Annotated in this window: 13 protein-coding genes; 10 read left to right on the top strand and 3 right to left on the bottom strand. The window is 69.8% G+C overall.

Features of this window, described 5'->3' with window-relative positions; all coding sequences use genetic code 11:
• Positions 1 to 118 precede the first annotated feature (118 nt).
• From ABTU92_RS01185 to ABTU92_RS01160, 6 genes are all read left to right on the top strand, one after another.
• A complete protein-coding gene (locus ABTU92_RS01185) occupies positions 119 to 3,256 on the top strand; it encodes an efflux RND transporter permease subunit (RefSeq protein WP_408086851.1) in 3,138 nt (1,045 codons plus the stop codon).
• Positions 3,257 to 3,526: 270 nt separating this feature from the next.
• Positions 3,527 to 4,477 carry a metal ABC transporter substrate-binding protein gene (locus ABTU92_RS01180; RefSeq protein ID WP_408086849.1) on the top strand — a complete coding sequence of 317 codons (951 nt, stop codon included), beginning with the start codon at positions 3,527 to 3,529 and terminating at the stop codon, positions 4,475 to 4,477.
• Between the two features lie 46 nt (positions 4,478 to 4,523).
• Complete coding sequence (locus ABTU92_RS01175) at positions 4,524 to 5,432, top strand: manganese/iron ABC transporter ATP-binding protein (protein WP_408086847.1); 909 nt, start codon at positions 4,524 to 4,526, stop codon at positions 5,430 to 5,432.
• A 1-nt stretch (position 5,433) separates the two neighbouring features.
• Complete coding sequence (locus ABTU92_RS01170; protein WP_408086845.1) at positions 5,434 to 6,303, top strand: metal ABC transporter permease; 870 nt, start codon at positions 5,434 to 5,436, stop codon at positions 6,301 to 6,303.
• Complete coding sequence (locus ABTU92_RS01165) at positions 6,300 to 7,157, top strand: metal ABC transporter permease (protein WP_408086843.1); 858 nt, start codon at positions 6,300 to 6,302, stop codon at positions 7,155 to 7,157. Before ABTU92_RS01170 ends, ABTU92_RS01165 begins: the two co-directional genes overlap by 4 nt.
• A 196-nt stretch (positions 7,158 to 7,353) precedes the next feature.
• A complete protein-coding gene (locus ABTU92_RS01160; RefSeq protein WP_408086841.1) occupies positions 7,354 to 8,271 on the top strand; it encodes a hypothetical protein in 918 nt (305 codons plus the stop codon).
• Here the strand turns inward: ABTU92_RS01160 and ABTU92_RS01155 are convergent, their stop codons facing one another.
• Genes ABTU92_RS01155 through ABTU92_RS01145 form a run of 3 tightly spaced genes read right to left on the bottom strand, consistent with a single transcriptional unit; the run spans position 8,272 to position 12,667 of the window.
• Positions 8,272 to 8,577, bottom strand: a complete 306-nt coding sequence (locus tag ABTU92_RS01155; protein ID WP_408086839.1) for a DUF3240 family protein — start codon at positions 8,575 to 8,577, stop codon at positions 8,272 to 8,274.
• The gene (locus tag ABTU92_RS01150) at positions 8,574 to 11,654 is read right to left on the bottom strand and encodes an efflux RND transporter permease subunit (protein WP_408086837.1); all 3,081 of its coding nucleotides are present in this window, start codon (positions 11,652 to 11,654) and stop codon (positions 8,574 to 8,576) included. The genes ABTU92_RS01155 and ABTU92_RS01150 overlap by 4 nt, the downstream gene beginning before the upstream one ends.
• Positions 11,654 to 12,667 (bottom strand): efflux RND transporter periplasmic adaptor subunit, encoded by a 1,014-nt coding sequence (locus ABTU92_RS01145; protein ID WP_408086835.1) that lies wholly within the window; start codon positions 12,665 to 12,667, stop codon positions 11,654 to 11,656. The genes ABTU92_RS01150 and ABTU92_RS01145 overlap by 1 nt, the downstream gene beginning before the upstream one ends.
• 572 nt (positions 12,668 to 13,239) lie before the next feature.
• On the opposite strand from ABTU92_RS01145, the gene ABTU92_RS01140 reads away from it, so the two are divergent.
• From ABTU92_RS01140 to ABTU92_RS01125, 4 genes are all read left to right on the top strand, one after another.
• Positions 13,240 to 14,535: a carbohydrate porin gene (locus tag ABTU92_RS01140; protein ID WP_408086833.1), complete on the top strand. Its 1,296-nt coding sequence runs from the start codon at positions 13,240 to 13,242 to the stop codon at positions 14,533 to 14,535.
• 433 nt (positions 14,536 to 14,968) lie between these two features.
• Complete coding sequence (locus ABTU92_RS01135; protein WP_408086831.1) at positions 14,969 to 16,216, top strand: efflux RND transporter periplasmic adaptor subunit; 1,248 nt, start codon at positions 14,969 to 14,971, stop codon at positions 16,214 to 16,216.
• A gap of 17 nt (positions 16,217 to 16,233) precedes the next feature.
• Positions 16,234 to 17,472, top strand: a complete 1,239-nt coding sequence (locus tag ABTU92_RS01130) for an efflux RND transporter periplasmic adaptor subunit (protein WP_408086829.1) — start codon at positions 16,234 to 16,236, stop codon at positions 17,470 to 17,472.
• Between the two features lie 166 nt (positions 17,473 to 17,638).
• Positions 17,639 to 20,800 carry an efflux RND transporter permease subunit gene (locus ABTU92_RS01125; RefSeq protein ID WP_408086827.1) on the top strand — a complete coding sequence of 1,054 codons (3,162 nt, stop codon included), beginning with the start codon at positions 17,639 to 17,641 and terminating at the stop codon, positions 20,798 to 20,800.
• Positions 20,801 to 20,861 lie beyond the last annotated feature (61 nt).

Raw genomic sequence — 20,861 nt, 5'->3', positions numbered from 1 at the left:
CCTCACCCGGCATTCGCGCTGACCGCGCGAACGTCGACCTCTTTGGCGCGGCAAGAGCCGCGCCCCCGCGCGCGGGGAGAGGTGAGGGCCGTGCGTGTCGCGCCGGCGGGCCCCCGCCATGAACTTCTCCGGCCCGTTCATCGCCCGGCCGATCGCGACGACGCTGCTCGCCATCGGGCTGTTCCTGGTCGGCCTCGTCGCCTACGACAACCTCCCGGTGGCGAGCCTGCCGGCCGTCGATCTGCCGACCATCCGCGTCTCGGCGAGCCGGCCCGGCGCCGACCCGGCGATCATGGCGGCGACCGTCGCGGCGCCGCTGGAGCGGCGCATCGGCGAGATCCCCGGCGTCACCGAGCTGACCTCGACCTCGTCGCTCGGCTCGACCTCGATCGTCGTCCAGTTCGACCTGTCGCGGAACGTCGACGGCGCGGCGCGCGACGTCCAGGCCGCCATCAACGCGGCGCTCTCGGATCTGCCCGGCGACCTGCCGGCGCGGCCGACCTTCCGCAAGATGAACCCGGCGGCGGCGCCCGCCCTGATCCTGGCGCTGACCTCCAAGACGATGCGGGCGAGCGCCGTCTACGACGTCGCCGACACGGTGATCGCCCAGCGCATCGCCCAGGTCGACGGCGTCGCCGAGGTATCGGTCTCGGGCGCCGAGCAGCCGGCGATCCGGGTGCGGGTCGACCCCGGTGCGATCGCCGCCATGGGACTGGCGCTGGAGGACGTGCGCAAGGCGATCGTCGACGCCAACGCGACCGGCCCGCTCGGCACCTTCGACGGCGCGCGGCTCGGCGAGACGATCGGCACCAACGGCCAGCTCCGCGCCGTGCGCGACTACGAGAACATCGTGGTCCGGTCGAAGGACGGCGCCGTGGTGCGGCTCGGCGCGATCGCCACCGTGGACGAGAGCACCCGCAACAGCCGCTCGGCCGCCTGGTTCAACCGCGACCCCTCGGTGCTGCTGATCATCACCAAGCAGGCCGACGCCAACGTGATAACGATGGTGGACCGCATCCGGGCGCTGATCCCCGAGCTGCAGCGCTGGATCCCGGCCGATCTCGAGATCTCGGTCCTGACCGATCGCACCGAGACGATCCGGGCGAGCGTGCAGCACATGAAGTTCACGCTCGCGGCGACCATCGTGCTGGTGATGCTGGTCGTCTACGTGTTCCTGCGCCAGGGCGCCGCGACCGTCGCGGCCGGCATCACGGTGCCGCTGTCGCTGGCCGGCACCTGCGCCGTGATGTGGGCGCTCGGCTACTCGATCAACAACCTGTCGCTGATGGCCCTGATCGTCTCGGTTGGCTTCGTCGTCGACGACGCCATCGTGATGATCGAGAACGCCTTCCGGAACCTCGAGAAAGGGCTGACGCCGCTGCAGGCGGCCCGCGAGGGCGCCCGCCAGATCGGCTTCACGGTGATCTCGATCAGCCTGTCGCTGATCGCCGCCTTCATCCCGATCCTGTTCATGGGCGGCATCGTCGGACGCTTCCTGCGCGAGTTCTCGATGACGCTGGCCGCCGCCATCGTGGTCTCGACCATCGTGTCGCTGTCGGTGACGCCGATGATCTGCGCGCATTTCGTCAAGCGCGCGCCGGGACACAGCGGGCGGTTCGACCGGATCGTCGACGGCGTCCTCGGCGCCCTGGTGCGCGCCTACGCCAGGAGCCTCGACGTGGTGCTGCGCCACCGCTTCATGGCGGTGCTGTCGCTCCTCCTCACCATCGGCCTCACCGTCTATCTCTACGTCGTCACGCCGAAAGGCTTCATCCCGCAGGACGACACCAACCTGATCTTCGGCGGCGTGGTCGCGGCGACCGACGTCTCGTATCAGGAGATGCTGCAGCTCCAGCAGCGGGCGACCGAGATCGTGCTATCGGACCCGGCCGTGTCGGGCGTCGGCTCGTCGGTCGGCGGCTCCGGCTGGAGCGGCTCGGTCAACAACGGCCGCCTGTTCATCAGCCTGAAGCCGCTCGCCGAGCGCGGCGTGACGGCGCAGCGCGTCGTCGACCGCCTGCGCGGCAAGCTGATGGGCATCCCGGGCGTGCGCGTCTTCATGTTCCCGGCCTCCGACGTGCGGGTCGGCGGCCGCTCCAGTCGCTCGCAGTATCAGTTCACGCTGTGGAGCCCGAACTTCGACGAGCTGCAGGCGTGGGTGCCGAAGGTGCAGGAGCGCATCGGCAAGGTGCCGGGCGTCATCGACGTGTCGACCGACCGCGAGCAGGGCGGCCTGCAGGCCGACGTGGTGATCGACCGCGTCGCCGCGGCGCGCCTCGGCGTCGACGTGCAGGAGATCAGCGACGCGCTCAACAACGCCTTCTCGCAGCGCCAGGTCTCGACCATCTTCACCCAGCGCAACCAGTACCGGGTGGTGCTGGAGATCGATCCGCGCTGGCAGCGCGACCCCTCCGACCTCGACCGCGTCTATGTGCAGGCCAGCAAGGGCACGCAGGTGCCGCTCTCGGCGGTGGCGCGCTTCGAGCGCGGGCTCGCACCGCTCGTCATCAATCACCAGGGGCCGTTCCCGGCCGTCACCATCACGTACAACCTCACCGCCGACATGCCGCTCGCCACTGCCACGGCCGAGATCCGCAAGGCGGTCGACGAGATGCATCTGCCGGACTCGATCCGCACCGACTTCGCCGGCGACGCCAAGAATTTCGCGCAGAGCGCCGGCGCCCAGCCGCTCCTGCTGCTCGCCGCCCTGCTCGCCGTCTACATCGTGCTCGGCGTGCTCTACGAGAGCCTCGCCCACCCGCTGACCATCATCTCGACGCTGCCCTCGGCCGGGCTCGGCGCGCTCCTCGCCCTCAACATGTTCAAGGCGGAGCTGACCGTGATCGCCTTCATCGGGATCATCCTGCTGATCGGCATCGTCAAGAAGAACGGCATCATGCTGGTCGACTTCGCGCTGGAGGCCGAGCGCTCGCGCGGGCTCACCCCGGCGCAGGCCGTGCACGAGGCCTGCGTGGTGCGGTTCCGGCCGATCCTGATGACCACCTTCGCGGCGCTGCTCGGCGCGCTGCCGCTGGTGCTCGCAACCGGCCCGGGCTCGGAGCTGCGTCGCCCGCTCGGCATCACCATCATGGGCGGCCTGGTGGTCTCTCAGGTGCTGACGCTCTACACGACTCCGGTGATCTATCTGCTGCTCGACCGCCTGCATCGCCGCTGGTGGGGCCGGGGCCAGGCGAGCCGCGACGGCGGCCGGGCGGACGGCCCGGGCGACGCGGCGAGGCCGGTGCCGGCCGAGTAGGCCCGCCCACCGAGCGCGGGCCTGACTCAGCACGGCCGATAGCTTCTCTGAATCGCTCCGGGCTCCGGCTCGCGGTGCGATGCTGGGCGTCCGGGAGGTCCCGGCGTCCGTCCGGTCCGCGACGCTCCGCCGCGACAAGCGGCCGCTGCCACTAGCTGCAATTCGTTCGCAACAACGGTTGACAGTGCGTCGCGCACTCTCCATTCTATTATGCAAATAATTCGCAGTTGCGAGCATGTGGCGCACGACGCCGCGGGAGGGACAAGCAGGATGACGACCGGCCCCCGGCTGGCGCGGATCCTCGGACGTGCGGCCTTGATCGCGACCGTGGTCGCGGCGGCGCTCGCGCCGGCCATGGCGCTCGCGCAATCGCAAGGTGCCGGACCGGATCGTCCGGCCGGCAAGCCCCTGAAGGTCGTCACCACCTTCACGGTGATCGCCGACATCGCCAAGAACGTCGCCGGCGACCGCGCCGTGGTCGAGTCGATCACCAAGCCGGGCGCAGAGATCCACGACTACCAGCCCACCCCGCAGGATATCGTGCGGGCGCAGGGCGCCGACCTCGTGCTGTGGAACGGCTTCAATCTCGAGCGCTGGTTCGAGAAGTTCCTCGCGAACGTGCGCGAGGTACCGAGCGTGATCGTCACCGAGGGGATCGAGCCGCTCGGCATTCGCGAGGGGCCTTACACGGGCAAGCCCAATCCGCACGCCTGGATGTCGCCGACCAATGCCCTCGTCTATGTCGAGAACATCCGCAAGGCGCTCTCGGCGCGCGACCCGGCCAATGCCGAGGCCTATGCCCGCAACGCCGCGGCGTATGCGGAGAAGATCAAGGCGCTCGACGTGCCGCTGCGGGCGCGGCTCGCCGCGATTCCCGAGCCGCAGCGCTGGCTGGTGACGAGCGAGGGCGCGTTCTCGTATCTGGCGCGCGACTACGGGCTGCGCGAGGCCTATCTGTGGCCCATCAACGCCGACGAGCAGGGCACGCCGCGCCAGGTCCGCAAGGTCATCGACCTGTTGCGCGAGAGCAAGATCCCGGTGGTCTTCTCGGAGAGCACCATCTCGGACAAGCCGGCCAGGCAGGTCGCCCGCGAGACCGGGGCGCGTTACGGCGGCGTCCTCTATGTCGACTCGCTCAGCGCGACCGGCGGCCCGGTGCCGACCTATCTGGATCTCCTGAAGGTCACGGTCGAGACCATCGCCAAGGGCTTCGGGCAGTGACGAGGGTCCGCACATGCATGCCCCGGTGACGCGCGATCGCATCGTCATGGCAGACCCAGAAGCGCAAGCGCCACGCGCCACGCCGGGCCGAGACGGCATCCTGGTCGACCGCGTGTCCGTCACCTATCAGAACGGGTTGACGGCGGTGCGCGACGCCTCCTTCGCGCTCGATCCCGGCACCATCTGCGCGCTGGTCGGCGTCAACGGCTCCGGCAAGTCGACGCTGTTCAAGGCGATCATGGGCTTCGTGAGGCCCTCCGCCGGCCGGGTGCGGCTCGCCGGCCTGCCGGTCGGGGCGGCGTTGAAGAAGAACATCGTCGCCTATGTGCCGCAGAGCGAGGAGGTCGACTGGAACTTTCCGGTCCTGGTCGAGGACGTGGTGACGATGGGCCGGTACGGCCACATGAACCTGTTCCGCATCGCCTCGCGCGAGGACCGCCGCCAGGTGGACGCTGCGCTGGACCGGGTCGGCATGACGGCGTTCCGCAAGCGCCAGATCGGTGAGCTCTCCGGCGGGCAGAAGAAGCGCGTCTTCCTCGCCCGCGCGCTCGCCCAGGAGGCGCGGATCATCCTGCTCGACGAGCCGTTCACCGGCGTCGACGTGACCACCGAGGCGGCGATCGTCGCGCTGCTGCGCGAGCTGCGCGACGCCGGCCACGTGATGCTGGTCTCGACCCACAATCTGGGCAGCGTGCCGGACTTCTGCGACCACGTCGTGCTGCTCGACCGGACCGTCCTGGCGGCCGGCCCGACCGCGCAGGTGTTCACGCAGAGGAACCTGGAGCGCACCTTCGGCGGCGCGCTGCGCAACTTCCGGCTGGGCGCCGCCGCCCTGCACCAGGACGCCGACCGCCGCAGCCTGACGGTGCTCACCGACGACGAGCGGCCGCTGGTGATCTACGGCGACGACGAAGCCGAGGACGCTCCCGGCAGCGGCGCGGGGGGGCGGGGCTGACATGGACACGCTCGTCGCCGAGCTGCTGGTCCCGTTCGGTTACGAGTACATGCGCAAGGCCATGTGGGTCAGCGCGCTCGTCGGCGGCACCTGCGCGGTTCTCTCCAGCTACCTGATGCTCAAGGGCTGGTCGCTGATGGGCGACGCGCTCGGGCACTCCATCGTCCCGGGGGTCGCGGTCGCGGCGATCGTCGGGGCGCCCTTCGCGGCCGGCGCCTTCGCGGCCGGCCTCCTCGCCTCGCTCGCCATGGTGGTGGTGCGGCAGAAGTCGCGGCTGCGCGAGGACGCCGTCATCGGCCTCGTCTTCACCACGCTGTTCGCGGCGGGCCTCCTGATCGCCTCGCTGCGGCCGACCGCGGTGAGCATCCAGACCATCGTGCTCGGCAACATCCTCGCCATCGCCGACGAGGACGTGGTGCAGATCGTGATCATCGCCGCCGTGTCGCTGCTCGTGATGGCGGTCGTCTGGAAGGACATGATGGTGACGTTCTTCGACGAGGCGCATGCGCGCTCCATCGGCATCCGGGTCGGCGCGCTGAAGATCGTCTTCTTTACCCTGCTCAGTGCCTGCACGGTGGCGGCCCTGCAGGCGGTCGGCGCCTGCCTGGTCATCGCCATGGTGGTGACGCCGGGCGCCACCGCCTATCTGCTCACCGACAGGTTCGGCCGGCTGATCGCGATCAGCGTCGTGCTCGGCGTGACGACCAGCGCGGTCGGCGCCTATCTCAGCTACTTCCTCGACGGGGCGACGGGCGGCGTCATCGTCACGCTGCAGACGCTCGTCTTCCTCGCTGCCTTCGTCTTCGCGCCGAAGCACGGCCTGCTCGCCGCGCGCCGCCGCCGCGCCGCGACCCTGGAGGCCGTGCCGTGAGCTTGATCGTCGACTGGATCACGGGGCCGCTCGCCTATCCGTTCATGCAGCGGGCGCTCGTCGTCGCCGTGCTGGTCGGCGCGGTCTGCGCGGTGCTGTCGTGCTTCCTGGTGCTCAAGGGCTGGTCGCTGATGGGCGACGCGATCTCGCATGCCGTGCTGCCCGGCATCGTGCTCGCCCATGTCGCCGGCCTGCCGCTGGCGCTCGGCGCCTTCGCGGCCGGGCTCGGTTGCGCGCTCCTCACCGGGTACCTGAAGGAAAACAGCCGGGTGAAGGAGGACACCGTGATGGGCATCGTGTTCTCCGGCATGTTCGGCCTCGGCCTGGTGCTGTTCACCTGGGTCGACACCGACCAGCATCTCGACCACATCCTGTTCGGCAACGTGCTCGGCGTGACGGCGCGCGACGTGATCGAGACCGCCGTGGTGGCCGGCGGCACGCTTCTCGTGGTGCTGGTGTTCCGCCGCGACCTCCTCCTCTACTGCTTCGACCCGGGTCACGCCCGCACCATCGGCCTGCCCGTGCGCCTGCTGCATTACGGCCTGCTGGTGCTGCTGGCGCTCACCATCGTCGCCGCCCTCAAGGCGGTCGGCATCATCCTGGTGATCGCCATGCTGATCGCCCCGGGCGCCACCGCCTATCTGCTCACCGACCGGTTCGGCCGCATGCTGGCGATCGCCACCGCGAGCGCCGTGACCTCGGCCGTGGTCGGCACGCTGGCGAGCTTCCATATCGACGGCGCCCCCGGCGCCTGCATCGTGCTCACGCAGGCCGCCTTGTTCGGCCTCGCCTTCCTGTTCGCCCCCCGCCACGGCGTGCTGGCGCGCCGCGCCCGCCCGGCCGCAGTGGGCTGAACCGCGATGCCTAAACAAACCGGCCACGTGACGGTTCGGCAACAGCCAACCGCAAAGCCCTTGCGACAGAGGCTCAAGTCGCACTTTCGAATGGTTCTAACATATTGAATTCGTTGTCAAACTTACTTGACGCGAACGACTTGCAACTGCACGGTGCGGCCATTGCGGCCGCGGGGGTGGCCAAAGGGGGTTTGTCATGACACCGGATCGTCGCGCGGTCGCGCGTTTCTCGTCGCCTCGGCGCAGCCTGCTCGCTGCCGTCCTGTTCGGAGCGACCGTCGCGCTCGGCGGTCCGGCCGGCGCCTCCGAGCCGTCTCACGGCGACGGCCTCGATACCGAGCACATCTTCGGCATCACGATGGGCTCCGACATCGGCGAGAAGGGTGACTTCGAGATGGAGCTCGAGACCTTCTCGGGCATCGCCAAGCGCTATGGAACCTATTTCTCGACCGCCACCCACACCCACTTCAAGTACACGGTGACGGACAACTTCCGGGTGGCGCCGGGCTTCACGTTCGGCTCGCACCGAATCCGCGGCGTCGAGGGTCTCGACAATCTGAGCGAGGCGAACCTCCACGAGGCGTCCGTCGAGATGCGCTACAAGGTGCTCGACCGGCACAAGGACCCGTTCGGCCTCACGGTCAACCTCGAGCCCGGCTGGGCCGGCGTCGATCCGACCTCGGGGCGGCGCACCGAGGCCTGGGGCACGGTGCTCTCGCTCCTGATGGACAAGGAGATCGTCAAGGACAAGCTGTTCGGCGCCGTCAATGTCGGCTGGTCGGGCGGCACGTCGCGCGAGCTCGGCACCCGCGACTGGGCGCGCGACTCCGAATGGGCGATCCACGGCGCGCTGTCGTATCAATTCCGGCCGCTCACCCTGATCGGCATCGAGACCCGGTATCTGCGCTCCTACGGCACGCTCGGCCTCTCCGACTTCAAAGGCGAGGCGCTCTATGTCGGCCCGACCTTCCACATGATGCTGTCCAAGACGATCGGCCTGTCCGGCACCTGGAACTATCAGGTCGCCGGCAAGGCGGTCGGCGATCCGCGATCGCTCGATCTCACCAATTACGAGAAGAACCAGATTCTGTTGCGCCTGACGTCGCACTTCTGATCAGATCGTGCCGGTCTCGATGATCGGCACGATCTTCCACCCGAGCCCGCGTCCGGGTAGCTCCGCCGCGAGCGTCGCCAGGAGCTCGCGGATCGCCGCCTCCGGCAGCGTCAGGGTGATCTCGACGACCTTCGTGTACCCGCGGATCTGCTCGATGACGCTGTGATAGATCGCGGCGTCGCCGTGGAATCGCACGTCGCGGGACACGAAGCCGGCCCGTGCGGCGGCCTCGTTGTCGAGCATCACGTCGATCACGGCCTCCTCCAGCGCGGCCGGGATCTGCAGGACGAGGGACGTCTGGGTCATGCCGGCGATACCTTCGGCAGGCCGAAGCGGCGGTAGAGGATCGGCAGGATCAGCAGGGTGAGGGCGGTCGAGCTGACCAGCCCCCCGATCACCACGATCGCGAGCGGCCGTTGAACGTCCGAGCCCGGCCCCTGGGCGAACAAGAGCGGCACCAGCCCGAAGGCGGTGATGCTGGCGGTCAGCAGGATCGGCCGCAGCCGGCGGCGCGCCCCGGTGACGACGATCTCCTCCACGGGCAGGCCCTCGTCGCGGAGCTGGTTGAAGCACGACACCAGCACGAGCCCGTTGAGCACCGCGATGCCGAGCAGCGCGATGAAGCCGATCGACGCCGGCACCGAAAGATACTCGCCCGAGCCGAGCAGGCTGAACACGCCGCCGACCAGCGCGAACGGGATGTTGACGAACACCAGCAGCGCCTGGCGCACCGAGACGAAGGTGGCGAACAGCAGGAGGAAGATCAGCACCAGCGCGAGCGGCACCACGACGGCGAGCCTTGCGGCCGCGCGCTGCTGGTTTTCGAACTGTCCGCCCCAGACGAGCGTGTAGCCGTCCGGCAGCGGCACCTTGTCGGCGACGGTCCGCTTCGCCTCGTCGACGAAGCCGACGAGATCGCGCCCGCCGACATTGCTCTGCACCAGCGCGAGACGGCGGCCGTTCTCGCGGTCGATCTTCACCGGTCCGTCGACCCGCTCCAGCTTCGCCACGCTGGTGAGCGGGACCGCCTTGCCGTCGTCGAGGACGAGGCTGAGATCGGCGAAGCGGGCGGGCTGCTCGCGCAGCGAATCGGTACCGCGCAGCAGCACCGGCGTACGCCTTCCGTCCTCGACGACGACGCCGAGCGTCTTGCCCTCGATCTGGGTGCGGAGCGCCTCGGTCAGCCCGTCGACGTCGAGGCCGAGCCGGCCGGCCCGCAGCCGGTCGATGCGGGCGCCCAGATACTGGCTGCCGGTGTTGAGCGTGGTGCGCACGTCCTCGCTGCCGGCGATGCCGCGCAGCATGCCGGTGATCTCCTCGGCGAGGCGGTTGAGGGTGTCGATCTCGGGGCCGAAGATCTTGACGACGACGTCGCCGCGCGCCCCGATGATCATCTCCTGCACCCGCATCTCGATCGGCTGGGTGAAGCTGAAGCCGATGCCGGGGAGCTGGGCGAGCGCCTTGCGTAGCTCGCCGATCAGCCACTCCTTGTCGCCCGGATGGCGCCAGTCCTCCGGCGCCTTCAGCAGCAGATAGGTGTCGGTCTGATTGAGGCCCATGGGATCGAGGCCGAGCTCGTCCGATCCGGTGCGGGCGACGATGCCGGTCACCTCCGGCACATCGGCCATGATCGCCTTCTGGATGCGCAGGTCGAGGGCGAGGCTCTGCTCCAGGCCGATCGACGGAACCTTCTCGACGCTGACGATCGGCGAGCCTTCCTCCATCACCGGCATGAAGGTCTTGCCGAGCTGGGCGTAGGCGAAGCCCGTGGCGACGAATGCGACGCCGGCGACGGCGAGCACGGTCTTCTCGCGGCGAAGCGCGAAGTCCAGCACCGGCGCGTAGGCGGCGCCGATGCGGCGCACCAGCCAGGTGTCGCCATGGCCGCCGGGCTTCAACAGCAGCGAGGCGAGCACGGGAATCGCGGTCAGCGCGATCAGCAGCGAGCTCGTCAGCGCGAACACGATGGCGAGCGCCACCGGAATGAACAGCTTGCCCTCCAGCCCTTGGAGCGACAGGAGCGGCAGGAACACGATGACGATCACGGCGATGCCGGACGTCACCGGCACGGCGACCTCCTGCATGGCGTGGAAAATCCGATGCAGGAACGGCACCCGACCGTGGTGCCAATCGTGCGCCAGATGCGCGACGATGTTCTCCACCACGACGACCGAGGCGTCGATCAGCATGCCGATGGCGATCGCCAGCCCGCCGAGGCTCATCAGGTTGGCCGACATACCGACCTGCCGCATCAGCACGAAGGTGGCGAGCGCCGACAGCGGCAGCGTCACCGAGACGACGAGGGCGGCGCGCCAGTCGCCCAGGAACAGCACCAGCAGCACGACGACGAGGACGATCGCCTCGATCAGCGAGCGCGACACCGTCCCGACGGCACGCGAGACGAGATCGCCGCGGTCGTAGAAGATCCTTAAGGTGACGCCGGGCGGCAGTGTCGGGGCGAGCTCGGCGAGCTTCTTGCGCACGCCGTCGACGACGTCGCGGGCGTTGGCGCCGCGCAGCCCGAGCACGAGGCCCTGCACGGCCTCGTCGGCGCCGTCGCGGGTGACGGCACCGTAGCGCGTGATGCTGCCGATCCGCACCTCGGCGAGATCGCCGATCCGCACCGGCTTGCCGTCCCGCACCGTGACCACGATGGTGCGCAGGTCGTCGAGCGCCTTCACGCCGCCGTCGACCCGCACGAGCAGCACCTCCTCGCCGTCGGCGAGGCGGCCGGCGCCGCCGCTGCGGTTGTTGGCCTCGATCGCCTTCTGCAGCATCTCGATCGAGACGCCGCGCGCCGCCATCGCGAGATTGTCGGGCACGATCTCGAAGGACCGTACATGGCCGCCGAGCGAGTTGACGTCGGCGACACCCGGCAAGGTGCGCAGCGCCGGGCGGATCGTCCAGTCGAGCAGGGTGCGGCGCTCGGCGAGCGACAGCGTGCCGCCCTCGATCGTGAACATGAACATCTCGCCGAGCGGCGTGGTGATCGGCGCGAGCCCCGCCGTGACGCCGGGCGGCATGTCCTTGACGACGCCGGCGAGACGCTCGGCGACCTGGTTGCGGGCCCAGTAGATGTCGACGCCGTCCTCGAAGTCGATCGTCACGTCGGCCAGCGCGTACTTGGTGACCGAGCGCAGGATCTTCTTGTTGGGGATGCCGAGCAGCTCGAGCTCGAGCGGCGCGGTGACGCGCGTCTCCACCTCCTCGGGCGTCATCCCGGGCGCCTTGGCGATGATCTTCACCTGAACGGGCGAGACGTCCGGAAACGCGTCGATCGGCAGCAAGGTGAACGCCCAGGCCCCGGCGCCGACCAGCAGCAGCGTGGCCAGCACGACGAGCAGGCGGTGTGCCAGCGAGAACTCCACCAGACGGTCGAGCATCAGTCGACCCCTCCGAGGCCCTGCCACGCGCCCTTGAGCGCCGCCATGCCCCGCACCACGACACGCTCGCCGCCCTGGAAGTCGCCGCTCACCACGGCGAAGTCCGGCATCTCCTCGTGCACGGTCACCGGGGTCGGGACGAAGCCGTCGTCGGTCTGCACAAACACGAAGGCGTCGGGGCCGCGGCGGACGACGGCGCCGTTGCGCACCCGCCACTCGGCCGTGCTGCCGTTGGCCGGCACGACGACGGCCTCGACCACGAGGCCGGGTCGCAGCCGGCTGCAGGCGCGGCTGCACTCCGCCCGGACCGCGATCGTCTGCGAGGTCGGGTCGACGGTCGTGCCGACCGACACCACCCGGCCGGCGACGTCGAATCCCTCGATCGTCACGGCGACGTCGACCGCGATCTTCTCGGCGCGTCCGGCCGGCACCTGGATCTCGATCCACAGCGGGTCGAGCTGCGCGAGCCGATAGAGCGGCGCCAGCGCCTCGACGGTCTGGCCCGGCGCCGCCATGGTCTCGATCACGGTGCCGTCGACGGGCGCCGTCACGGTGAGGCGCGGATCGAGGGCCTGGCCGGCGACGAGCCTGTCGATTGCGGCCTCGCTCATGCCGTAGTGGCGCAGGGCCTGCCGGTGCTCGGCCGTGGTGGCGCGGGCCTGGGCGTACTCGCTGCCGGTCTGGATCACCTGCTTGCGCGGCACGGCGCCGTAGGGCGACAACGACTGCTCGCGCTCGAAGGTCTCGCGCAGGAGTTGCTCCTTGCCGTTGGCGACCAGGAAGTCGGCCTGCGCCTTGGCGAGTGCCGGGCTCTGCAGCTCGGCCAGCACCGCGCCGGCGCGGACCGCCTGGTCGAGCGTCGCCGTCATGGTCTCGATGCGGCCGCCGAGCGGCGCGTTGAGGATGCGGCTGCGATTGGGCGGCACGATCACTCGGGCCGGGAAGCGCAGGCCCGCCGTGGCCGGTCGCTCCTCGATGCGGGCGGTCTCGATGCCCACCCGTTCGGCCTGCACGGCCGTGACCGGCAACGCTTCGGCGGCGCGGGCCGGGGCAGCCCCGGATGCCGGGACCACGAGGGCGAGGAGGCCGTAGGCGAGCCAGAGCGCGGCACGTCTTTGCCGGCCCCCTCTCGGGCCGTAGGGCCGAGAGGATCGAGGCGCAGGTTCGGGCGCGAGCAGGCGCGCCGAGGGCGGACGGTGCGACACCGGCATGAGGGCTTTCCAGGTTGCTTCCCGGCATGTCATGGCGCGCCGCGGCTGATACGACGCTGACGGGGCGTGGCGCATCGGCTCCGTGGGCCGCCTGGCTGCGACCCGAAATCCACAATCGGTCAGGGAAACGAACGGCGCACCGGTGCCGACCGTCGCCGGTGGATCGCGTTTTGCTCGTTTGTCATAAATTGACCCTATCCCGAGGCTGGGCCGTCGTCGGTCGGCCAGAGCGATCGTGAGGAGAGGTGGGAGTGCCGGTCGCGAGCGGTCTGTCGGCGAAGTGCGGGCGGGAGCGTCGCCGGCATGGCTGGCTCGTGCTGCGCCTCGTCGCGCCTTTGCTGCTCGTCGGTGCGTTGGCGTCCGGGAATGACGCTGTGGCTCAGCAGGCGCCGGCCCCGGGCGGCTGGACCGCTCCGTCGATCGCCACCAGCCTGCCGTCCAACGGCGACCCCACCGGAGCGCGCGCCCGGCTCGCCTCCAAGGGGCTGACCTTCAACCTGATCTACACCAACGACGTGCTGTCCAACGTCAAGGGCGGCCTGAAGACCGGCACGATCGACCAGGGCAAGCTCGAGCTGCAGGTCAGCTACGATTTCGAGCCGCTCACCGGCTGGCACGGGTTGACGTTCTACACGGACGGCTATCAGATCCACAACACAGGCCAGTTCCGGCGCGAGTATGTCGGCGGCGTCAACACCATCGCGGCGATCGAGGCGGTGCCGTCGACGCGCTTGGCCGAGCTGTGGCTGCAGCAGACCTTCTTCGACGACAAAGCGAGCCTGCGGGTCGGCCAGCTCGCCGCCGACGTCGAGTTCTTCTACTCGTCGCTCAGCTTCATGTTCCTGCAGAGCGACTGGCCGACCATCACGGCGCTGAACCAGCCGAGCGGCGGTCCGGCCTATCCGCTCGCCACGCCGGGCCTCCGGGTGAAGGTCGAGCCGACCGACTGGCTCGCCGTGCTGGTCGCGATGTTCAACGGCGACCCGGCCGGTCCGCCGCCGCCCGCCGACGAGCAGATCCGCAACCGCTACGGCCTGAACTTCCGGGTCCAGGATCCGCCGCTGTTCATCGGCGAGGTGCAGCTGACCTGGAACCACGGCGCGCGTGACACCGGCCTCGCCCGTGGACTGAAGCTCGGCGGCTGGGCCCATACGGGCCGCTTCGACGACCTGCGCCTCGCCGCCGACCTCGCTCTGCTCGCCGCGTCGAACGGCTCCGGCGTGGCGCTGAAGCATCGCGGCGACTGGGGCGTCTACGCGGTCGTCGAGCAGCAGCTCTGGCGCCCACAAGGGGGCGCCTGGGACGACGGCATCTCGCTGTTCGGCCGCGTCTCGGCGAGCCCCTCCGACCGCAGCCCGATCGACTTCTATGCCGACGGCGGCATCGTGTTCGCCGGCCTGGTGCCGGGCCGACCCGACGACAAGTTCGGGGCGAGCGCCATCTATGCAAGGTTCTCCGACGCGCTGCGCGCCTTCGACCGCGATGTGATCGCGGTCAAGGGCGCGCCCGGCGTGGTGCGCGACTTCGAGGCCAATCTCGAGATCAACTACACGGCCCAGATCGTGCCGGGCTGGGTGGTGCAGCCGGTGCTGACGCGGGTGTGGCACCCGGCCGGGAACGCCAGCCGGAACGCGCTCGTCACCGGCGTCCGGTCCCTGTGGCAGTTCTGATCAGCTCGGCGACCGGGCTCACGGCGTGTTTCGAACAGCGGTCTGTCACGCCGGGTCCTGAATGTCTGTTCAGATCGGCTCCGCGGTGCATCGCGGGATCTCGTGCTGATCCGCGAAACCCGGGTGACACCCCTCTAAAACCATCATGACACGGGAGCGGAACCGCCGTGTGCAGCGGCGCTGTAAGGTTGCTGTAAGCGGGAAATGCGAGAGTGATCAGGTCCATTCCGACACGCCCGGCCGGGCACGACCGGCGGGGCACATCGACGGGCGGGACACATCGACGGCGGGACACCGACCGAGAACAACAGACGCTCGCACCCCCGACAGCACGGCTCTGCGATGACATCGTCTCCCTGCAGAGTGCGCCGACGGCGCGGCCCCGCCGCGCCGTCCGGGTCGTGAGCCGGACCGCGAGCGGAGGGCGTTGGACATGGCGGGACGTTTGGGCTGGCGCGGGCGCATCGTCGCGATCGGGGCGTTGCTCCTGCTGGCGGCCGGAGCCGGCGCGAGCTGGACGCTCGCCGGCCGCGGCAAGCTTCCCGGGGCTCCGACCACGACCTCCGCGGCCGACGCGGCGCCGCATGGAAAACCGCAGCGCAGCGGCTTCTATCGGCCGAAGGACAGCGAATGGAGCACGGTGGCGGTCGAGCCCGTCGCCGAGCACGCCTTCCGCTCCCAGCACGTCACCGAAGGCAAGATCCAGATCGACGAGGACCACGCGACGCCGGTGGTCTCGCCCTATGCGGGCCGGGTGAACCGGATCCTCGTCAAGGCGGGCGACCCGATCGTGCGCGGCCAGACCCTGTTCGTCGTCGAGGCGAGCGACATGGTGCAGGCGCAGAACGATTTCGTCGCCGCCGTCACGGGCCTCGCCAAGGCCCGCGCGGCTGCCGACTTCGCTCGCATCGGCGACAAGCGCAGCCGCGACCTCTACGAGGCCAAGGCGGTGCCACTCAAAGAGGTGCAGCAGGCGCAGGCGGCGCTGGCCGCCGCGACGAGCGACCTCGCCTCGGCCGAGACGGCGCTCGACGTCGCCCGCGACCGGCTGCGCCGGCTCGGCGCCGCCGAGGAGACGGTGGCGAACCTCGCCGCCGGCGGCCGCATCGATCCCGACATGCCGATCCCGGCGCCGCTCGCCGGCACGGTGGTGCAGCGCAAGATCGGCCCCGGTCAATACGTCGGCGCCTCGGGCGAGCCCGTCCTGGTCGTCGCCGACCTCTCCAAGGTGCGGCTCGTCGCACATGTGCGCGAGACCGAGGCCGCGTCCATTCGGGTCGGCCAGCCGCTCACCTTCACGGTGCCGGCCTGGCCCGACCGTCATTTCCACGGGGTGGTCGACTATGTGGCGCCGGAGATCGATGCGGGCAGCCGCCGCCTGATGGTGCGCGCCACGGTCGACAACACCGGCGGCGACCTCAAGCCGGAGATGCTGGCGAGCGTCACCATCGACACCAACGGCACCGTGCTGGCGGCCGGCGTGCCGCGCGAGGCGCTGGTCGTCGAGGGCAACGTCGCCAAGGTCTGGGTCGTGCGCGACGACAGCGGGATCGAGCTGCGCCGCGTCGGCACCGGCATGACGGACCGCCGCATCGTCGAGATCGTCGACGGCTTGAAGCCGGGCGAGCGCATCGTCGCCGGCGGCAGCCTGCTGATCGATCGCATCGCGAGCGGACGCTAGGGCGGTTCTCAGTCGCGATGGATCAGACCTTAATTCCGCTCGTCCCCGCGAAGGCGGGGACCCAGTGCCGCACGGGCCAGGGCTCCCCGATCATCGCTCGTCTGCTCGCCGCCGCCGTCGCCGCCGCACTCGTTCTGGCGCCGCTCGCCGCGGCGGCCTTCGTGCCGAGCAAGGAGGGCAACCGGGTCCGGGTGACGCCCGACCAGGAGCATCAGATCGTCGTCGAGCGGATCGAGCCGCGCGACTTCCGGGTCCGCAAGCTGGCGATCGGGCAGGTCGCCTATGACGAGGACGCGACCACGGTCGTCTCGTCGCCCTTCTCGGGCCGGGTGGCGCGGCTGATCGCCAGGCTCGGCGAGCGGGTCGAACCCGGCGCGCCGCTGGTCGAGCTCGACAGCGTCGACGTGCTGCCGCCCCAGAACGATCACGTCGCCGCGGTCGGCGCACTCGCCAAGGCGAAGGCGCAGCTCGAGCTCGCCCGCACGGCGGAGACGCGCGCCCGCGCCCTCTACGAACAGAAGGCCGGGGCGCTGAAGGACTGGCAGCAGGCGCAGGCCTTGCTGGTCGCCGCCGAGAGCGACGCGCGGGCGGCCGAGACGGCCGTGGAGGCGTCGCGGCAGCGGCTGCGCATCATCGGGCGCAGCGACGAGGAGATCGCCGAGCTGGCGGTGCGCCGCGTCACCAGCCGCAGCGTGATCATCAAGGCGCCGATCGCCGGGACCGTGACGGCCCGCAAGGTGGCGGTCGGCCAGCATGTGCGCGGCGAGCTGTCCGAGCCGCTCTACGCGATCAGCGATCTCTCGACCATGTGGCTGAAGGCGCAGGTGCCGGAGGCGGACCTCGCCGCGGTGCGGATCGGTGACCGGGTCGACGTGAAGATCTCGGCGCTGCCCGGCCGCATCGTCCGGGCGAAGGTCGCCGTCATCGGCGCGGTGTCGGATGCCGTCACCCACCGGGTGGTGGTGCGGGCCGTGCTGCCCAATCCGGACGGCGCCCTGAAGGCCGAGATGTTCGCCGCCGTCACGATCGAGACCGGCGCGGGGCGCGTGGCGCCGGCCGTGCCGGTGCGCTCGGTGATCCGCGAGGGCAGCCGCGACGTGGTGTGGATCGAGACCGAGCCGATGATCTTCGAGCGCCGCGCCGTGACGCTCGGCATGGAGCAGGACGGGCGGTTCGAGATCAAGGACGGCGTCGCGGTCGGCGACCGCGTGGTGACGGTCGGCGCCATCTTCGTCGAGAACGAGTGGCAGCAATAGCGAGAGCGACGTCGGTGGCTCATCTGGACAAGGACATCGCTCGTCCCCGCGAAGGCGGGGACGAAGGGGCGACACGGCGAGGGACTCTGGATCCCCGCCTGCGCGGGGATGAGCGGTCTACGGGGCGGCCTTCGTCCTCACAGCACTGAACGGATTCGGCGGTCCCATGTTGCGGCAACTCATCGCGTTCTGTCTCTCGCGCCGGCCCCTGGTGATGATCGCCTATGCGGCGTTCCTCGGTATCGGCTTCGTCGCCTTCCTCAACCTCAACATCGAGGCCTATCCGGATCCGGCTCCGCCGATCATCGAGATCATCGCGCAGCGGCCCGGCCAGTCGCCCGAGGAGATGGAGCGCTACGTCACCATCCCGATCGAGGTGGCGGTGGCGAGCACGCCGGGGCTGAAGTTCATCCGCTCCAACACGGTCTATGCGCTCTCCTTCATCCGCCTGCAGTTCGAGTACGGCCGCGACTATCACTTCGTGCGCCAGCAGGCGCTCAACCGGCTCAAGGACGCCGAGCTGCCGGACGGCGTGCAGCCGGTGATCTCGCCGGCCGGCACCATCAGCGAGATCTTCCGCTACGAGCTGGTCGGCCCGCCGGGCATGAGCGTGATGGAGCTCAAGACCCTGCAGGACTGGGTGGTGGAGCGGCGGCTGCGCATCGTGCCTGGCGTCGCCGACGTGCTGGTGCTGGGCGGCAAGACCAAGGAGATCCAGGCCGAGATCGACATGGTGCGGATGATGGCGCACGGCATCACCATGCCGCAGATCATCCAGGCCATCGCGGCCGGCAACTCGAACGTCGGCGGCCGCACCATCGCGATGGGCGAGCAGCAGGTGAACGTGCGCGGCATCGGCGTCGCCACCTCGCTCGACGACATTCGCAACATCGTGCTGACCCAGCAGGGCGGCGCGCCCGTGATGCTGTCCGACGTGGCGAACGTCCAGATCGGCTACACGCCACGCCTCGGCATGGCGGGACGTGACGACAAGACCGACGTCGTCACCGGCATCGTGCTGATGCAGAAGTTCGAGCGCACCATGGACGTGGTGAAGCGGGTGCGCGCCGCGGTGGAGACGATCAACACCGACGGCAGCCTGCCGCCCGGAGTCAGGATCGTGCCGTTCTACGACCGCGGCGATCTCGTCGCCGTGACCGTGAACACGGTGCTGCACAACATGCTGTTCGGCATCGCGCTGATCTTCCTGATCCAGTGGGTGTTCCTCGGCAACCTGCGCTGCGCCCTGATCGTCGCCGGGACGATTCCCGTCGCGCTGTTCCTCGCCGTGATGATCACGGTGCTGCAGGGCGAATCGGCCAACCTCCTGTCGGTCGGCGCCATCGATCTCGGCATCATCATCGACGCCACCGTGATCATGCTGGAGAACATCTACCGGCATCTCGCGCACCACCATCCGTCGGTGCCGTCCGGCTCGGGGACGAGCCAGCGGCTCGGCGACAAGCTGCACCGCGTGCTGGTCGCCGCCGTCGAGGTCGACAAGGCGATCCTGTTCTCGGTGCTGATCACCATCGCGGCCTTCATCCCGCTGTTCACCATGCGGGGCGTCGAGGGCCAGATCTTCGGCCCGATGGCACGCACCTACGCGTATGCGCTGCTCGGCGCCGTGATCGCCACCTTCACGGTGACGCCGGTGCTGTCCTCGATCCTGCTGCCCGAGCGGGTGGCCGAGGTCGAGACGCTCCTGGTGCGCGGCCTGCGCAAAGTCTACATGGGCGTCCTGCCGCGCGCCGTCCGCCACTACCGCATCGCCGTCACGGCGGCGGTCGCGTTCCTGGCGCTGTGCAGCGTCGCCGGCATGCGGCTCGGCACCGAGTTCCTGCCCAAGCTCGAGGAGGGCAATCTCTGGGTCCGCGCCATGATGCCGCCGACCATCACGCTGGAGGCCGGCATCGACACGGTGGCTCGCATCCGCGACGTGATCAGAAGCTACCCACCGGTCCGCACCGTGTTCTCCGAGCAGGGCCGCGGCGACGACGGAACCGATCCGGACGGCTCGTTCCTGGCCGAGTTCTTCGTGCCGCTGAAGCCGTTCGAGGAGTGGCCGAAGGGCATGACCAAGGAAGACCTGGTCAAGGCGCTGTCCGAGAGGCTCAACCGCGAGTTCGTCGGCATCGACTTCAACTTCTCGCAGTACATCCAGGACAACATCGAGGAAGCCGTCTCGGGCGTGAAAGGCGAGAACTCGATCAAGATCTTCGGTCGTGACCTCGTCGAGCTCGAGCGGCTGTCGCGTGGCGTCAAGTCGGAGATCGGCAAGGTGCCGGGCGTCACCGACCCGGCCGCCTTCAGCCTGCTCGGCCAGCCCAACCTGATCATCAGGATCGACCGCGCCAAGGCGGCCCGCTACGGCTTCTCGATCGCCGACATCAACGCCGTCGTGCAGGCGGCGATCGGCGGTCAGCAGGTGGCGCGCGTCTACGAGGGCGAGATGAACTTCGCCCTGACGGTGCGGCTCGCGCCCGAATATCGCGCCAATGTCGACGCCATCCGCTCGATCCCGGTGGCACTGCCGAACGCCGATCCCAAGCTGCCGACCTCCTATGTGCCGCTCGGCGAGCTCGGCGAGGTGAAGCTCGTCACCGGCGCGGCCTACATCTACCGCGAGAACAGCCAGCGCTTCGTGCCGCTCAAGTACTCGGTGCGTGGCCGCGACCTCGGCTCCACGGTCGAGGAGGCGCAGGAGAAGATCGCCGAGAAGGTGCCGCTGCCGGGCGGCTACAAGATGGAGTGGTCGGGCGAGTTCGGCGCCCTGCAGGAGGCGAAGGCGCGGCTCGCGCTGATCATCCCGCTCAGCCTGCTGATGATCCTGATGCTGCTCTACAGCCTGTTCAACAGCGTGCGCGACAGCCTCTTGGCGCTCTCCGGCATCCCGTTCGCGGTCGCCGGCGGCATCATCGGGCTCTACGTCGCCGGATTGAACGCATCGGTGTCCGCGGCGGTCGGCTTCATCTCGCTGTTCGGCGTCTCGGCCATGGACGGCATCCTGCTCGTCTCCTACATCCGTCGCGCCCTCGAGCAGGGCGAGGGCACCGAGCAGGCGATCGTCGGCGCCGCCGAGACCCGCATGCGACAGATCTTCATGACCGGCTTCTCGGCCTGCATCGGCCTGGTGCCGGCGGCGATCTCGACCGGCATCGGCGCCCAGGTGCAGCAGCCGCTCGCCGCCGTCATCGTCGGCGGCATGCTGCTCTCGCCGATCTGCAGCCTTCTGGTGATTCCGAGCCTCTCCCGCCTGGTGATGCCGGAGGTGAAGCCGCGCGAGGCCCTGCCGGGCGCGACCCCGGCGCCGACCCCGGCGCATTGAGAAAGGACCGCGCCCTCCCGGCGCAAGCTCCGGCGCGCGCCAGGAGCCACGAGGACGGCGC

This window comes from Rhodoplanes sp. SY1, from assembly GCF_046000175.1.
In the GTDB taxonomy this organism is placed as follows: domain Bacteria; phylum Pseudomonadota; class Alphaproteobacteria; order Rhizobiales; family Xanthobacteraceae; genus Rhodoplanes.
This window is presented reverse-complemented; position numbering and strand designations above follow the sequence as displayed.

Bases quoted from the DNA above. Each gene is read 5' to 3' on its own strand.
- ABTU92_RS01170 (WP_408086845.1), top strand. From the start codon at position 5,434: ATGGACACGCTCGTCGCCGAGCTGCTGGTCCCGTTCGGTTACGAGTAC.
- ABTU92_RS01160 (WP_408086841.1), top strand. From the start codon at position 7,354: ATGACACCGGATCGTCGCGCGGTCGCGCGTTTCTCGTCGCCTCGGCGC.
- ABTU92_RS01180 (WP_408086849.1), top strand. From the start codon at position 3,527: ATGACGACCGGCCCCCGGCTGGCGCGGATCCTCGGACGTGCGGCCTTG.
- ABTU92_RS01130 (WP_408086829.1), top strand. From the start codon at position 16,234: ATGGATCAGACCTTAATTCCGCTCGTCCCCGCGAAGGCGGGGACCCAG.
- ABTU92_RS01125 (WP_408086827.1), top strand. From the start codon at position 17,639: ATGTTGCGGCAACTCATCGCGTTCTGTCTCTCGCGCCGGCCCCTGGTG.
- ABTU92_RS01175 (WP_408086847.1), top strand. From the start codon at position 4,524: ATGGCAGACCCAGAAGCGCAAGCGCCACGCGCCACGCCGGGCCGAGAC.
- ABTU92_RS01155 (WP_408086839.1), bottom strand. From the start codon at position 8,577: ATGACCCAGACGTCCCTCGTCCTGCAGATCCCGGCCGCGCTGGAGGAG.
- ABTU92_RS01185 (WP_408086851.1), top strand. From the start codon at position 119: ATGAACTTCTCCGGCCCGTTCATCGCCCGGCCGATCGCGACGACGCTG.
- ABTU92_RS01135 (WP_408086831.1), top strand. From the start codon at position 14,969: ATGGCGGGACGTTTGGGCTGGCGCGGGCGCATCGTCGCGATCGGGGCG.
- ABTU92_RS01150 (WP_408086837.1), bottom strand. From the start codon at position 11,654: ATGCTCGACCGTCTGGTGGAGTTCTCGCTGGCACACCGCCTGCTCGTC.